We start from the raw sequence: 14,502 nt of genomic DNA on the forward strand, positions 1-14,502 counted from the left end.
TTATGTGAGACCGCCCACGATCAGGCCGGTCAGCGCGGTGACCGCGTCGTCGGTGGATGCCCGTCCTTGGTTCAGCTCGGCGGCGATGGCTTCGGCCGCGCCCAGCAACGCGACGCACCGCAGCCGGAGGGCGCCGGGCGTGAGGCCGGAGTGGGGCAGCAGCGCGGCGGCCATCAGGTCGGTGTAGCCGTCGAGCATCTCGCGCTGGACCGCCTCCATCTCCGGATTCCCCTTCAACGCGGCGGAAACGGCGCTGAGTTCCGGCATGTCCGTGGCGCAGGCGAAGTACGCGGTGCTGATGACGCGGGCGACCTCGTCAGCGGTGGGGGCGGCCTCCCGCAACGCCTCTGCGATCGCGGCGCGGTGACGGTCGTCGAGGCGTTGGTAGAGCGCGAGCAGCAGGCCGGGGCGCGTGCCGAAGTGGTCGTACACGATCGGCCTGCTCACGCCTGCCGCCTCCGCGAGGGTGACCAGAGTCAGGCCGTCGGTGCCCTGGGTGCGCACGATCGCCACGGCGGTGTCGAGCAACTGCTCCCGTCTGGCCTGCTTGGACAGGCGGGGCGAGGTGGTGGCCATGGTCCTCCGTCGGTGGCGCGGCACGGGTGCTGGTCCTCCGTTGTGTCGCGCTCCAGGCTATGTTACAAAACGTAGGCTACAAAATGTAGCTTCACGGATGCGGGGGGACCCATGGTGGAACAGGCAAAACCGGTACTGATCTTGGGTGGTTCGGGGCAGGCGGGCTCGGGGACCGCCGCTCTCCTGCGTCAGTGGCACCCGGAGCTGCCACTGACGATCGCGGGTCGCGACATCGACCGCACACAGCGGGTGGCCGACGAGCTCGGCGTCGCCTCGGCTGTGACCGTTGACCTGCGGCGCGGAGATCTCGGACTCCCGGCCGAGCATGGCTACTCGGCGGTGGTCGCCGCGTTGTGGGACGACCGTCTGAACGGACTGCGCTACGCGCAGGACCACGGCTTGCCCTACCTCAGCATCTCCAGTGGCCTGGTGGAGATCGCGCCGGAAGTCATCGCGGGCGCGCAGCGGGCAAGCGCCTCGTCGATCCTGGTGGCCAGCCACTTCTGCGCCGGTACCGTCGTCCTCGCGGCCCTGCGCATGGCCCGCGATTTCCACCGGGTCGACACCATCCGGATCGGCGCCGTACTGGACGAGTTGGACACCGGTGGCCCCGCGGGCGCGGCGGACCTGGAGCGGTGGGCCACCGCGACCACGGCGGGGACGGTGCGCCGTGACGGCGTCTTCACCTGGGCCAACGGCCCCGAGGCTCAGGCGGATGTGCCCCGTACCGACGGTGTGGTCGTGCCGGGACAGAGCATCGCCATCCTCGACGTACCGAGCCTCGCCCTCGCGACCGGCGCACCGAACGTCCGGTTCGACATGGCCGTCGGCGAATCCGAGGCCCGGCGCCGCGGTGACTCCCCGTCCAGCGAGATCCGGATCGACCTCGAAGGAGTGGACCCAGCGGGTGCGCCGCTCAGCACCAGCCGTTACCTCGTCCACCCGGCAGGACAGCGCCCCCTGACCGCACTCGGCATCGCCCTCGGTGTCGAACGGCAGCTCGGACTGCGGGGCGAAGCCGCATCGCCGGGCATCCACACCCCTGAATCCCTGCTCGACCCGGCCTACGCGGCCGAGCGGATGGTGGAGATCGGCGCCTCCTTCGTGGCGGCGACGCCCGACTCCGGGGCTACTTCGAGCCCGGGCCCCCTCAGCGCCCCGGAAGAGGACCCGAACCGGACGCGTCGAGTCGGGGCGTTGGCGCCTCGGTCCCGGCGAGGTACGCCGTGAGCTCGTAGCGTTGGTAGGCGGGGGTGGTGGGGTCGGTGGCCATCTGGTGGACGAACTGGCGTGCCTGTGCGCGATGGGGAGCGCCGAGTTCGGCGAGGGCTTCGGCCGCTGCCCAGCGGTTGTCGATCGACAGCTCCGGATCCGACGCGAGGAACCCCAGGACCGCGGCGATGCGCGGCTGGTGGTCCCCGCCGAACTCGAGGAGGAACTCGGCCGCGTCGATACGGGCCTCGGGCGTGTGCGCGGTGGAGTTCATGATGTGCAGCAAGTGGTCCTCGGCGTGCTCCGCCCAGCTCGGCAGGTCCCGTTGAAGGGCCTGGACCAGCATCGATCGGGGGATGAGGCTGTCCAGGGCGTCCGGGCCCGAGCAGATCAGCATGCAGACGAGGTGGTCGTACTCGCCGAGGTCATGCCGCGTGTCGTCGCCGAGAGTGTCCAGCAGCGCCTGGATGACCGGTGCCGATGCGACGAGCCAGGAGTCCTCGACAGTTGATGGCTCCGCGTCCCACCGGTCGACGCGTTCCGGCCCGTCGTACGCGGCGGTCGGCTGCCGGCGGTCGGCGATCATCCGTGCTGCGGCGGGGTCGTGGACCGCCAGCGCTTCGAGAGCCGACTGGCGGACCTGTTCCTCGGGAGAGGTCTCGGCGTAGGACCTGAGCGCGCGGGTCACTCGGGGATCCGACATGTGTTGCGTCAACTGCCAGCTCGGGGCGGACAGATCGGGGAGCTTCGCGAGGTACGTGTCGAGGTGGTCGGCCGTGTGGGGGCTGCCCTTGGCCAGCAGGAATCCGGCGAGGAAATGGTGCTCCTCGCTCCGGCCCCGTTGCAGCCAGTCCAAGATTTCGAGGGCGTCCCGTGGATGGCGGTGTGCGTAGTGCAGCAGCGCCGCCCGAGCGGGCCGGGCCTTGGGCCCGCCGAGCCGCGCGGCGTCATGGGTGAAGTCCTGCCACTGCCGTGACGCTCCGTCGAAGCGGCTCGGCAGCGAGAGTGCCGCTGCCTCCGCCGCCAGATGCTCGGCGAAGCTCGCGTGCAGGAAGGCCAGCGAGCCCTCGCTGTCCACGATCAAACCGCTCGTGGTCATCAGCGAGGCCACCTGCTCGCCCCACCCGGGAATGACCGTCCGTGCGCGCGCTCCGACCCGTCCGCTCAGCCAGTCGAGCGCGCTTGCGCGGAGGTCAGGGGACGCCTGGGTGACTGCTTCGATGGCCGCGTGCCGCAGCAGCTCCTCCAGGTGGTTCCGCAGGAACTCGACGGCCCGCAACGCTTCTTGGTCGTGCCCCGCGTTCGTGACGAGTTGGCGGAAGAGCCCCTCGCGCTGGTGGGCCTTCGCGCCCGTCAGGTACGCGCGGTACTGCTCGAGCAGCGCGTGGTGGTTGTGGGGGAGCCCCTTCTCCGGCCACGCCTCGAACACGGCCGCTGCCACCGCGGCGAGCAGGGGGACGGCCGTCACCTCTTCGAGGCGGGCCTCGTCGACCTGGTGCAGATAACGGGCGGCCTGCGCGCGCCCCGGCTCGTCCTCACCGAACCACCGCAGGGCGAACTCCTCCAACTGGGCCCGGTCGAAGGGGGCCACCCGGCAATGCTGGAATCCGGCGTCGGTGAAGTACGCGCGCTCGACCCGGTGGAGCGGGCGGCAGGTGAGCACGATCCGCATCCGGCCGGACGATCCGGCCTGGCTCGTCGCGAGGGTGGCCAGATGCCGGGCCAGGCGGGCCCGTTCCTGCTGGGTGGGGACCTCGTCGAGGCCGTCGACAAGGAGCAGCCAGGTGTGGCCGGGCGGAAGCCCGGTCTCGATCTCTTCGAGCATGGCCGTGAAGCGCCGGTTCTGGTCCTCGGGCGGCTGGGCCCCACGGAAGAGCATCTTCGTGAGCGCTTGGTCGACGCCGTCGGCGTCCGAGGCCAGCTGCGCGGCGGTGGCCCAGAGCGGGAGTTGACCGTTCTGCCCGGTCCCGGTCCCGGCTCCGGCCCCGCCGTCCAGGAGGCGGCGTGAGAGGTGGCCTGCCAAGCGGGCCATCATGGTCGACTTTCCGCTGCCCGGCCCTGCCTCGATGAACAGATGACGCGCGTCCGACGAGGACAGGAACTCCTCGACGGTGCTCGCGGCCTCCTCGCGGGACCCGGACCGCCCGCGTGGCGTGAGGGCCTGACGGATGTACACGGCTGACAAGGAGCGGCGAGCGCCGGTGCCGCTGTGGATGGCGTACGGCCAGACCTCCCCGCGCTCCGCCTGCTCCTCGAACAAGGACATGAGGTGGGCCGGTAGCGCCGCCGTGGCGGGAGCGGCGACGTGACGGACGGGCTGGGCGGCCTCGATCAGGCCCGCGATGAACCGGCGCGGGGGAGGAGCCTCCTCGGCCCACTTCGCCCAGAGCTGTACCAGCGCCCAGACCTTCGCCTCGCCGGCGAGCCGAGGAGCTGAGGCGTCCAGGGGGTCCTCGGGGAGCCAGTCGCTGATGCGGCGGCCGTCCAACTGGACGTTGCGGCGGGCGAGTTCCTTCTGCGCCTCCCGGCGGGACCACGGCAGGCCGAGGGCGGCACGGCGAGCCCGGGCCCGGCGCTCCAAGCCGCGCAACTCCGCGTAGAGGTCGTGCCCTCGACCCTCCACCCCGCCCCGTCCTCCCGTGCTGAGCGCTCGCCCGGATGCGTGCCCGGTGCCCGGACCGGGCACGCATCCGGGGCACCCGTCACCCGCAGCGTAGGAGGCAACTGCCCGGCCCGCCCGGGATTCGTACGCACGGGGCTCGGCGCCGTCCAGTCTCGTGCCTGCCAACCGAAGGCTCGAGGACGGGACGAGGAACATGAACGACAAGGGCAGCCGAGCGATCAGGCGTCTCGCACGTGAGGCTCTGTTCGCGGGAGTCAGGGGCGCGGCCGCAGCGAGCGGTTCGGCTCTCGTCGCCCTCTTCGTGTGGGCGGTGCACCGATAGAGGGGGCTGGCCGCTCGGGCGGCCGTCGGCTCCAGGGTCGGCTCCAGGGGGCAGGCGTACGGAGAGCCTCAGTACCGCAGGACCGCGGCGATCCTGCCCCGGTCCGCGAGCGCCCCCTCGGTCAGGAAGCGCACCTCGGCCCCGCCGTCCAGGGCGCGTTCGACGATCTCGTCCACGATGTCGTCGCGCGCGTCCAGGTCACCGCTCTCCGCGGGGACGAGGTGGCCGCCGTGGTCGCGCACGGTCGCCCGGTAGCTGTCCTCCACGGCGAGCAGGCCGACCCGGTCGGTCATCGCGTTCTGCCAGACCTCGTCGAGTCCGGCCGCGTACTGCTTGCGGCCCTGGGCGCCGTCCAACTCCTTGAGCGCGGCGGCCTGTTCGGCCTCGGCGCGCTGGGCCAGCGCGGGTCGGACCGCCTCGTGGACCGCGTTCGCGGGGCCTTGCGCCAGACCGCCGTGACGGATCGGCGTGGCCCCGTCGGCCGCCGAGCCGACGTCGTCGAGGAGCGAGAGCGCCGCCGCCTCGCCCGCCACGAACAGCGCTCTCGGCTCGGCCCGGAGCACGGCCGTGAGCGCCTGGTCGGCCTCGCGCAGGAACGTGCGGGTCTGCTCGTCCTGGAAGGTGCTCGGCAGGTCGCCGATCCGTTCCTTGCGCTGGGCGTCGGGGTCCTCCAGGTCGCGCGTCAGCGGGAAGCCGTCCGCCTGGTGCTCGGTGACGCGCTCGGGCGTGCCGCTCCAGAGGGTGACGCGGTCCGCGGAGACGGCGAGCACCCAGTACGGGCGCTCGGCGGCCCGGGCCGCCACGAGGTTGCGGGTCAGGAACGTGTCCGCGAGCACGACGCGCGCGGGTACCGACCTGGCCAGGGACCACACCTGGTGTTCCCCGGGCGCCGCGAGGACGACGAGGCCGTCCTCGGCGTGCACCAGGTCCACCTCCTCCAGCGCCTTGTCGAGCCGGCCCGAGACGTCGGCCGCGCGCTCGGCGGTGACGGCGGGGTCGGCGCGCAGGCGCTCCTTGGCCTCGGCCAGGAGGTTGCGCAGGCGTACCGGGTCCTGTGCGTTGTCCGGTTCCCTGCGGTGCGTCGGCAGGACGACCGTGACGGCGGGATACGGGCGCGGCCGCCGCAGCTCGGCCAGCGTGGAGGAGGTCAGTGAGCGGTGCATGAGGGCCCTTCCGGGACGGGGGTGTCCTGCACGGCCTTGTGAGGCTTGTGTGGCTCTAGTGACCCAATGAACGATATGCGGCAATTGGGGGCAGGGCATGTCGTCGTCGGCGCGGAGCCGTCAGGCGGCGAGGCCCAGGGCCAGCGCGCCGACGATCGGGGCGGCGTAGACCAGCGGGAAGGGGATGTGCGAGTACCAGCGGGCGCGGACCACGGTGATCACCGCGCCGGTGAAGTACAGCACGAGCCCGATCCCCGCGGCGATGCCGATCGCGGGCACCGCGAGCCCGACCAGCAGGCCCGCGGCCCCGGCCGCCTTGGCCGCGCCGAGCCAGGGCAGCCACGAGTCCGGGATGCCGTAGTCCTGGATGGGCTTGACGACCCAGGCGGCGCGCAGGAAGGCGGACCCGGCGGAGAAGGCGGTCATGGCGGCGGCGACGATCGTGACGACGACGTAGGCGGTGGACATCAGAGTGGCTCCTCATCGGATGGATGCCGGTGCGGGGGCCGCTCCGGCGGGGGGGGCTTCTTGCTCCCTCGTCTCCCTGACCCGCGGGGGGACGGGAATGTGACAGGCCGCCGAGAAAAGTTTTCCGACGCGGTCACGGCCGCCGCTGCTGCCACGGTCGGCACTACTGCTGCCGTCGTGCCCCAGGCTCCGGAATTCCCCGCAGGGGCCCGAGGTTGGCCGTACGGAAGGGCGGACAGGGGACCGGGGCCGAGGAGGACACGAGTGGGTGCGCGGGAGCTGGAGCGGGTCGATCTGGGGGAGGTTCCGTACCTCGACGCCATGGAGGACATGCGCGGCTGGGTCGAGCGGCGTCGCGCGGGGACCATCGGCGACCGCCTCGTCCTCCTCACGCATCCGCCGGTCATCACGTACGGCACCCGGACCCCGGCCGACGAACTGCCGCGCGCCGATTCCCCGATCCCCCTTGTGGAGGTCGACCGCGGCGGCCGGGCCACCTATCACGGGCCGGGGCAGCTGGTCGGCTACCTCGTCCTCAACCTGCGTGAGCGCGGTCCCGGTGACATCGTGCGGTGGGTCGAGAACGCCCTGATCGAAGCGGTCGGATCGCTCGGCTTCGCGACCCTGCGCAGGGACACCCCGGCAGGCGCGCAGAGCCTCGTCGGCGTGTGGACGCCGCGCCACGACAAGCTCGCGTCGATCGGCATGCGGATCAGGGGCGGCGTCACCAGCCACGGCTTCGCGCTCAACGTCTCCTCCGACCTGGACGAGTTCACCCGCTTCACGGCGTGCGGACTGCCCGATGTGGCGATGACGTCCCTCGCGGAGCTGGCCGCCGAGCGGGGTGTCGTCGCGCCCGGCGAAGCGGCGGTGCGGGACGCGGTGGCGCGGGCTTTCGGGGCGGAGCGGTAGTCCTCCGGCGGGCCGTCGCGGGGCGGGCCTACGTGTGCAGCGCCCCGCCGTCCTCGCCGTGCCCCTCCGGCTCCAGCTGGATCGTGGAGTGCGCGACGTCGAAGTGATCGCCGACGCACCGTTGTAGCCGCCCGAGGAGCGCGCCGTACCCGCTCGTGAGGGCCGCTTAGGTGACCACGACGTGCGCGGTGAGGACCGGCATCCCCGAGGTGACGGTCCAGCCGTGCAGATCGTGCACGGCGACGACGCCCGGCTCCGCCAGGAGGTGGTCGCGGACCTCGCCGAGGTCCATGTCCTGCGGGGTCGCCTCCATGAGTACGTGCAAGGAGTCCCTGAGCAGCCCGTAGGCGCGCGGCACGATCAGCAGGCCGATGACGATCGAGGCGATCGGGTCGGCGGCTTGCCAGCCCGTGAGCAGGATGATCAGGCCGCCCACGATCACCGCGACCGAGCCGAGCGCGTCCCCGAGGACCTCCAGATAGGCGCCGCGCAGATTGAGGCTCTTCTCCTTGGCGTCCCGCAGCAGCCACAGGCCCACCAGATTGGCGAGCAGCCCGCCCACCGCGACCACGAACATCAGGCCGCCCTTGACCTCCACCGGTTCGCTGAAGCGGCCGATGGCCGACCACAGGACCCAGACGAAGATGGCGACGAGCAGCAGCGCGTTCAGTACGGCGGAGAAGATCTCCACCCGGAAGAAGCCGAACGTGCGCCGGGGCGTCGGCGCACGCTGGGCCAGCGTGATGGCGCCCAGGGCGAGGGAGACGCCCACCGCGTCGGTCAGGCTGTGCGCGGCGTCGGCGAGCAGCGCGAGGCTGCCGGACAGGAGCGCGCCGACCACCTGGATGACGGTGATCGTGGCGCTGATCCCGATGGTCCAGAGCAGCCGGTTGCGGTACGTCCCGCTGAGCGTGCCGCCCGCCGTCGCCGCGGACGGGCCGTGGTCGTGCCCCATGCCCGCGAGTGGATCACGCGGGTGCGGGCCCCGCCACCCCACGCGCGGCCGGTCGGCTCAGTGCACCCGGGGCGCCGAGGAGACGTCGCGCTGGTGCGGGATGCCGAGCGGCGGGGGCAGCTCGCCCTGCTGGACGGTGACGGTGCGCGCGGGGGCGGGCACCCGGATGCCCTCGGCCCGGTAGCGCTGGTGCAGGCGCTTGATGAACTCGTGCTTGATCCGGTACTGGTCGCTGAACTCGCCGACGCCCAGGATCACCGTGAAGCTGATCCGCGAGTCGCCGAAGGTGTGGAAGCGGATGGCCGCCTCGTGGTCGGGCATGGCGCCCGTGATGTCGGTCATCACCTCGTCCACCACCTCGGTGGTGACCCGCTCGACGTGCTCCAGGTCGCTGTCGTAGCTGACCCCGACCTGCACCATGATCGACAGCTCCTGCTCGGGGCGACTGAAGTTCGTCATGTTGGTGCCCGCCAGCTTGGCGTTGGGGATGATCACGAGGTTGTTGGAGAGCTGACGCACCGTGGTGTTGCGCCAGTTGATGTCGACGACGTAGCCCTCCTCGCCGCTGCTGAGCCGGATGTAGTCGCCGGGCTGCACCGTCTTCGCGGCGAGGATGTGCACACCGGCGAAGAGGTTGGCGAGGGTGTCCTGGAGTGCGAGGGCGACGGCGAGACCGCCCACGCCGAGCGCGGTGAGCAGCGGCGCGATGGAGATGCCGAGGGTCTGCAGGACGACGAGGAAGCCCATCGCGAGCACCACGACCCGCGTGATGTTCACGAAGATGGTGGCCGACCCCGCGACCCCGGAGCGGGACTGCGCCACGCTCCTGACCAGGCCGGTGACGATCCGGGCCGCCGTGAGCGTCGCCGCCAGGATCAGCAGCGCGGTCAGCGTCATGGTGACGTTGCGCCCGGTGCGGTGCGTGAGGGGCAGCGCCTCCGCCGCCGCGGCGAGGCCCGCGGTGATGGCCGCGCAGGGCACGAGCGTGCGCAGCGCGTCGACGATGACGTCGTCGCCGCTCCAGCGGGTCCTGCTGGCCCGCTCGCCGAGCCACCGCAGGGTGGTGCGCAGCAGCAGGCCCGCCGCGACTCCCGCGAACACGGCGATGGCGGCCACGATCCAGTCGTGCAGGGTGAGCGCGCGGGTCATCGGCTTGCTCCCGTCGTACGCGGTGAATGCGGGTGAACGCGGGCTATGTGATGTGTCGTCACCTTGTGATACCTGCTCGATTCCGGGGAGTGCGGTCACGCCGGAACGAGGGCCCGGTCCGACGCGGACGTCATCCTGCCCCATGCGGTCGCGACGGTCGCACGTACCCCCACCTGGATCTTCACAGAGCCGTCACGCATGTCAACCGGCGGGCCACGGTGCGGTGTCGGTCCGGACGGGGCGGTGTCGTCGGCCGTGCACCGTGTGGGCGAATCCGGCAACTTCGCCCCCTGAAGCGGTGGTTGTCCCACCAGGATGGGCGGGTGACGCAGCCCTCGCCTTCTTCGCCCTCCTCGTCCGCGGAGCCCCGCCAGCAGGTCGGCTACCGCGACGATCCGCGCTTCGAGGACATCGCGCACGCCTCCTGGTGGCGGATGGCCGCGCGGCTGCCCCGCACGCTCGGCGCCGCCACCCGCCTCGGCTGGGCCGCCGACCGTCCCGCGATGTGCTGGCTCGCGGTCTGCCAGCTCGCCGTCGTCGCCGCGTCGGCCGTGGCGCTCGCCGCCCTGCCCGGCGTACTGGCCCAGCTCTTCCAGGGCGGCCAGGTGGCCGATCGGGTCGCGGCGGCCGCGCCCGGTCTCGTCGTGGTGGCCGCCGCCGCGGGGGTGCGGGCCGGTGCCGACGCCGTCGGTGTCTGGGCCGCCGCGCGACTCGGTCCCGAGGTCGCCTCCGAGGCCGATCTGCAGATCCTCGCGGCCGCCCCGCAGGTGGAGTTGGAGGAGTACGACAGGCCGGGCTTCGCCGACCGGTTGCAGGCCGCGGGCCGCGGCGCGGAAGCGACGGAGAACCTCGTCGCCGACGCGCAGGCGCTGGTCTCCGCGCTCGGGCAAATCGTCGCCGCCGCCTCGGTGTTGTCGCTGCTCCATCCCGTACTGCTGCCGCTGCTCGTGCTCGCCGTACTGCCCAAGGGTGCCGCGGCCGTCACCACCGCCCGCATCCGGCACCGGGCCGACCACCAGAACATCGCGGACAGCCATCTGCGCTATCTGCTGCGCCACTACGCCACCCACCAGCGCACGGCCGCCGAGGTCCGCGCCACGACCATGGCGACGTTCCTGGCGGGCTGGTACGCCGAGATCAGCGGACGGATCATGACCACCCACCGCCGCGCGGCCCCGCGCATCCTCGGCGTCACGCTGCTCGGCGCCTGCGTCAGCGGTCTGATGCTCGCCCTGACCTGGGCCGCCCTCGGCTGGCTCGCCGCCAGCGGGCGAATGGACCTCGCGCTCGCCGCCACCGCCGTCATCGCGGTGCGCACCTCCACGGGCGCGCTGACGTCGCTGGTCCTCGCCACCGCCAGGCTGTTCCGTACGAGCCTGTACCTGGAGGACTGGCAGGACTTCCTTCGGCGTGCGCGGACCCTGCGCGCGGTCCGCGGATCCAGGGAGGTCCCGGACGGCGGCCCCGCCGAGATCCGCGCGGAGCACGTCAGTTACACCTATCCCGGCGCCGCGGCCCCGGCGCTCGACGGCGTCAGCCTCACCCTGCGCCGCGGCGAACTCATCGCCCTGGTCGGTGAGAACGGATCGGGAAAGACGACGCTGTCCGCCCTGCTCACCGGGCTCCGCATCGCCTCCACCGGCACGGTGTGCTGGGACGGGGTCGACCTGGCGGAAGCCGATCCGCACAGCGTGTGGGCGAAGGTCGGCCTGGTGCCCCAGGACTACACCCGCTGGCCGATGGACCTGCGCGCCAACATCCATCTCGGCCAGCCGCGCACCGAGAACGACGCGCTGCTCCTGGACGCCGCGAAGGCGGCGGGCGCGGACAGCGTCATCGAGCGAGTCCCGCACGGCCTGGACACGCTGGTCGCGGGCTCGCTCTGGGGCGGCACCGACCTATCGGGCGGGCAGTGGCAGCGGATCGCGGTCGCGCGGGCCTTCTATCGCGACGCTGCCATGCTGATGCTCGACGAGCCCACGTCGGCGATGGATCCCCGCGCCGAGTACCTGGTGATCCGTCGCTTCAAGGAGCTCGCCGCGGGCAGGACGGCCGTCTTCGTCACCCAGGGCCTGGAGAACGCCAGGATCGCGGACCGCATCGTCGTACTCGACCGGGGGCGCGTGCGCGAGGAGGGCGACTTCCGGACGCTGCTCGAACGCGACGGACTCTTCGCGGAGCTCTACCGGCTGGCGCAGGACCGGTGAGGGGCGGAAGCAGGAGATGGCGGGCCGTCAGTACCCGTCACCGGTCGGCGGGTTCAGGTTCCTTCGTCGGTGCGACCGGCACCACCATCATGCGGTGGTACGCCGTGGACTGGTGCGGTTCACCCACCGGGAGCCCGTCGACCTCCACCCACGCGTGGGCGCGGAACGGCTCGGTGCGCACTCCGGTGCACCAGTCGGGCCAGACCCCCCGCATCCGGCACAGCAGCGCGGTGGCCACGGAACGCTGCAGACAGCCCTCCCCGGCGCAGCGCGCGCTCACCGCGACCACGGCCCGGCGCGCGGCGAGCGCCTGCTCGGTGGTGGCGGGGGCGGCCCCGCGCCGGACCGCGGTCAGCACGCGGCGGACGCGGCGCGGCCTCAGCAGGACGATGAGCCGGGCGGCGACCGTGGCGACGAGCACGGGCGGGCGTCGGCGCAGCGGCAGCCTGTCGCGGGTGACGGGCACCATCGGCTGGCTCATGCGGGCACCACGAGACGGGCCGCCAGGAGCGCGCCGGTGATCGACGCCGTGTCGTCGTCCGCGCGCTCGGCGGTGAGCCGGGGGTGGGCCGCGCGCAGCACGCGTGCCGCGTCGGGCGGCTCGGCGCCGGTGAGCAGGGTGCGAAGAACGAGCGCCGCCGTGCCGTTGAGCTGCCAGTATCTGCCGGTGACTTCGTCGAGGAGCACCATGCCGTCCGGGGTGTCCGTCGCACAGACGTCGGGGCGCAGGATGAGACTCATGGGGCTCCTTCGGCGATCGCGGTGCTCGGTGGACGGGTGCTTCCCCGGCAGGAGCGGAGCCAGATCTCGCTGCCCAGGGTGGAGCTGAAGGAGCGCAGCGCCTCCGGGGTCGGATGCACTCCGAGCAGGGCCGCGCGGATCGCCGCCTCGTCGATCAGACCGGCATCGGCGAGCCGCGATCCGTCGAAGAGGCCGACCAGCGCGGCGCGGTTGCGGCGCAGACCGGTGTGGAAGTCGGTGCTGTACTCGCCCTTGGTCTGCCTGCGCAGGACGTCGGCGGGCACGATGTCGCGCATCGCCGCCGCGAGCACCGGTTTGTACCTGCCGGGGGTGCTGCGCTCGGAGACGCGGACGGACAGGGCCGCCTCGATCACCGAGTCGTCGAGGTAGGGACCGGCGTGCGGCAGCCCGTGCGCGGAGGTCACCTGGTCGAGCTGGCGCAGACCGCGCCCGCCGGTGCGTACGCAGGCGAGCGCCGCGTGCTGTCCGCGCTCGGCCGCGAGGGGCTCCGCGGTGTCGGCGGTCTCCGCGGCCTCGTGGAGCAGGCTCTGCACGGCGCGGACCGCGTCGGGGGTCGCCCACGGGGGCATGCGCAGGTCCACGCCCCACGCGGTCGAGGGGGCGCCGCGGACCACCGCGGCCGACGCGGGCGCCGGGGCGGTGAGCCCGTCGGCCCAGGCGGTGAGCCACTGGCCGAACGTCCTGCGGTCGGCGAGCTGCCGAAGGAGCTGCCCGAGGGGCCAGTGCTGTGCGGCGCGTTGGGTGCGGATGCGGGCGAAGGCGGCCAGCGGGTGCCGCCTGACGTGGTCGTGCAGATGGGGCGGGAGCGTGGTGAACAGCTCGTCCGCGCCGCCGCCCATCAGGTGCAGACGCGACCCGCGTCCGGTCATCAGGTCGGCGAGGGCCGTCATCCTGGCGCTGTCGCGCACCCAGGGGCCCGGCTCGTCGGTGGGGAGGGCGGGCGCGGCGGCATCGGTGAGGGACGTCAATCCGCTGTACCAGAGCGGCCATTGGTCGCGCCGCGGTGTGACGTGCTCGGCGCCCGGCAGACGGCTGACGGCGCGCGCGGCCCAGACCTCGTCGTCGTTGTCCGGGTCGAGGCTGCGCCAGCGCATGGTGACGAGGCGCGCCCCGGTGAAGGTGGAGCGGATCCCGCTCTGCTCCCGCGCCGCGAGGAAGCACAGGCTGGTGGAGTCCATGCCGCCCGACAGGTCCGCGCTCACCGTGCCGCCGCCCGCCGTGCAGCTGCCCACCGCGGCGCTCAGCGCGTCGCGCACCGCGGGCACGCCCTGTCGCCACCCGAGCTCGGGATCGGGAGGGGTCCACCAGCGGCGGGTGGTGGCACGCCCTTCCGCGTCGAGCAGCAGGGAGTCGGAGGAGGGCAGGGCGTGCACGCCCTGCCAGACGCAGCGGTCGTCCAGCGGATAGGGGAGGGGAGAGGCCAACAGATGGGCGGCCAGCAGTCGTTCGTCAGGACTCGCGCCCGTCAGCGCGGCGAGCCGGTCCGACCTGTCGGCGGCCACCGTCACCCCGGCCACGCGCGTGTGGAAGAGCCGCCGCACCCCGGACGCGCTGCCCCTGGCGAGGACCGCGCCCTCCGCCGAGGCGAGGAGGTGGAAGCTGCCGTGCAGCCCTTGGGCGACGCGCTCCACGTCCCCGACGCCGCGCAGCCGCCCCATGCGCGCGGAGAGGGTGTCGGCGGTGACGGGACACCGTCCGACCACCGCAACTCGCCGCGCCCCTGCCACTCCCACCGTCACATGACCCTGCGGCCAACTGCCCAGCAGCCAGGGCCGACCTGAGTCGTGCGTGACGGTGTCGGTGATCCAGGGGCGCAGGAGCTGTGCCGCGGCCACGCCGGCTGCGCCGTCCGGGAGGACGGCGAACCACACGTCACCACTCATGGCATGTCACCCGTCATAGATCCGTCGTTGAAGAGGCTTCGATCAGCTGGGGCCGAGGTACCACTCGTAAGGCGGGAACCCGCCTTCGTAGAACGCACCCAGTGCCTCACCGCGCGTCAGCTCGGCGAAGTCGCCGACCTCCACCATCGCCGGTGGTTGGTAGATCTCCTCGTGCTCCATGGAGAACCTCCCCTTCCTTCTGGTTGCTTCCGGTGTCCGTGCGGGGGATCCGCACTCGGCCGGAAAATGCCCAGGGCATGCACCACTACG

At 72.6% G+C, this 14,502-nt stretch carries 12 protein-coding genes and 1 pseudogene; 3 read left to right on the forward strand and 10 right to left on the reverse strand.

The features are described from left to right. Positions 1 to 576, reverse strand: a complete 576-nt coding sequence (locus KY5_RS36835) for a TetR/AcrR family transcriptional regulator (RefSeq protein WP_098246265.1) — start codon at positions 574 to 576, stop codon at positions 1 to 3. Positions 577 to 687: 111 nt separating this feature from the next. Here KY5_RS36835 and KY5_RS36840 point away from each other — a divergent pair, with 111 nt between their 5' ends. Beyond that, a complete protein-coding gene (locus tag KY5_RS36840; RefSeq protein ID WP_234363040.1) occupies positions 688 to 1,806 on the forward strand; it encodes a saccharopine dehydrogenase in 1,119 nt (372 codons plus the stop codon). On the opposite strand, the gene KY5_RS36845 is transcribed toward KY5_RS36840, so the two are convergent. The 3 genes from KY5_RS36845 to KY5_RS36855 form a co-directional block, all read right to left on the reverse strand. Then, the gene (locus KY5_RS36845; RefSeq protein ID WP_159072690.1) at positions 1,727 to 4,411 is read right to left on the reverse strand and encodes an NACHT domain-containing protein; all 2,685 of its coding nucleotides are present in this window, start codon (positions 4,409 to 4,411) and stop codon (positions 1,727 to 1,729) included. The genes KY5_RS36840 and KY5_RS36845 overlap by 80 nt on opposite strands. Positions 4,412 to 4,801: 390 nt before the next feature. Then, positions 4,802 to 5,896: a chemotaxis protein gene (locus KY5_RS36850; RefSeq protein ID WP_098246267.1), complete on the reverse strand. Its 1,095-nt coding sequence runs from the start codon at positions 5,894 to 5,896 to the stop codon at positions 4,802 to 4,804. 120 nt (positions 5,897 to 6,016) lie between these two features. Next, positions 6,017 to 6,364 carry a DoxX family protein gene (locus KY5_RS36855; RefSeq protein WP_098246268.1) on the reverse strand — a complete coding sequence of 116 codons (348 nt, stop codon included), beginning with the start codon at positions 6,362 to 6,364 and terminating at the stop codon, positions 6,017 to 6,019. 264 nt (positions 6,365 to 6,628) lie between these two features. On the opposite strand from KY5_RS36855, the gene lipB reads away from it, so the two are divergent. After that, positions 6,629 to 7,276: a lipoyl(octanoyl) transferase LipB gene (lipB, locus tag KY5_RS36860; protein ID WP_234363041.1), complete on the forward strand. Its 648-nt coding sequence runs from the start codon at positions 6,629 to 6,631 to the stop codon at positions 7,274 to 7,276. Positions 7,277 to 7,304: 28 nt separating this feature from the next. Here the strand turns inward: lipB and KY5_RS36865 are convergent. Further along, a pseudogene (locus KY5_RS36865) lies at positions 7,305 to 8,231 on the reverse strand (cation diffusion facilitator family transporter). A 57-nt stretch (positions 8,232 to 8,288) separates the two neighbouring features. Further along, complete coding sequence (locus KY5_RS36870; protein WP_098246269.1) at positions 8,289 to 9,380, reverse strand: mechanosensitive ion channel family protein; 1,092 nt, start codon at positions 9,378 to 9,380, stop codon at positions 8,289 to 8,291. Between the two features lie 323 nt (positions 9,381 to 9,703). Between KY5_RS36870 and KY5_RS36875 the strand changes: the two genes are divergently transcribed. After that, the gene (locus tag KY5_RS36875; RefSeq protein WP_234363042.1) at positions 9,704 to 11,587 is read left to right on the forward strand and encodes an ATP-binding cassette domain-containing protein; all 1,884 of its coding nucleotides are present in this window, start codon (positions 9,704 to 9,706) and stop codon (positions 11,585 to 11,587) included. A gap of 37 nt (positions 11,588 to 11,624) precedes the next feature. On the opposite strand, the gene KY5_RS36880 is transcribed toward KY5_RS36875, so the two are convergent. Genes KY5_RS36880 through KY5_RS41585 form a run of 4 tightly spaced genes read right to left on the reverse strand, consistent with a single transcriptional unit; the run spans position 11,625 to position 14,412 of the window. Next, a complete protein-coding gene (locus tag KY5_RS36880; protein WP_098246270.1) occupies positions 11,625 to 12,068 on the reverse strand; it encodes a lasso peptide biosynthesis B2 protein in 444 nt (147 codons plus the stop codon). Continuing rightward, positions 12,065 to 12,328, reverse strand: a complete 264-nt coding sequence (locus tag KY5_RS41580) for a lasso peptide biosynthesis PqqD family chaperone (protein WP_107645729.1) — start codon at positions 12,326 to 12,328, stop codon at positions 12,065 to 12,067. The genes KY5_RS36880 and KY5_RS41580 overlap by 4 nt, the downstream gene beginning before the upstream one ends. Then, a complete protein-coding gene (locus KY5_RS36890) occupies positions 12,325 to 14,232 on the reverse strand; it encodes an asparagine synthase-related protein (RefSeq protein ID WP_098246271.1) in 1,908 nt (635 codons plus the stop codon). Before KY5_RS36890 ends, KY5_RS41580 begins: the two co-directional genes overlap by 4 nt. 42 nt (positions 14,233 to 14,274) lie before the next feature. Next, positions 14,275 to 14,412 carry a lasso RiPP family leader peptide-containing protein gene (locus tag KY5_RS41585; RefSeq protein WP_107645730.1) on the reverse strand — a complete coding sequence of 46 codons (138 nt, stop codon included), beginning with the start codon at positions 14,410 to 14,412 and terminating at the stop codon, positions 14,275 to 14,277. Positions 14,413 to 14,502: the final 90 nt, after the last annotated feature.

Source organism: Streptomyces formicae, from assembly GCF_002556545.1.
Taxonomy (GTDB): Bacteria; Actinomycetota; Actinomycetes; order Streptomycetales; family Streptomycetaceae; genus Streptomyces; species Streptomyces formicae_A.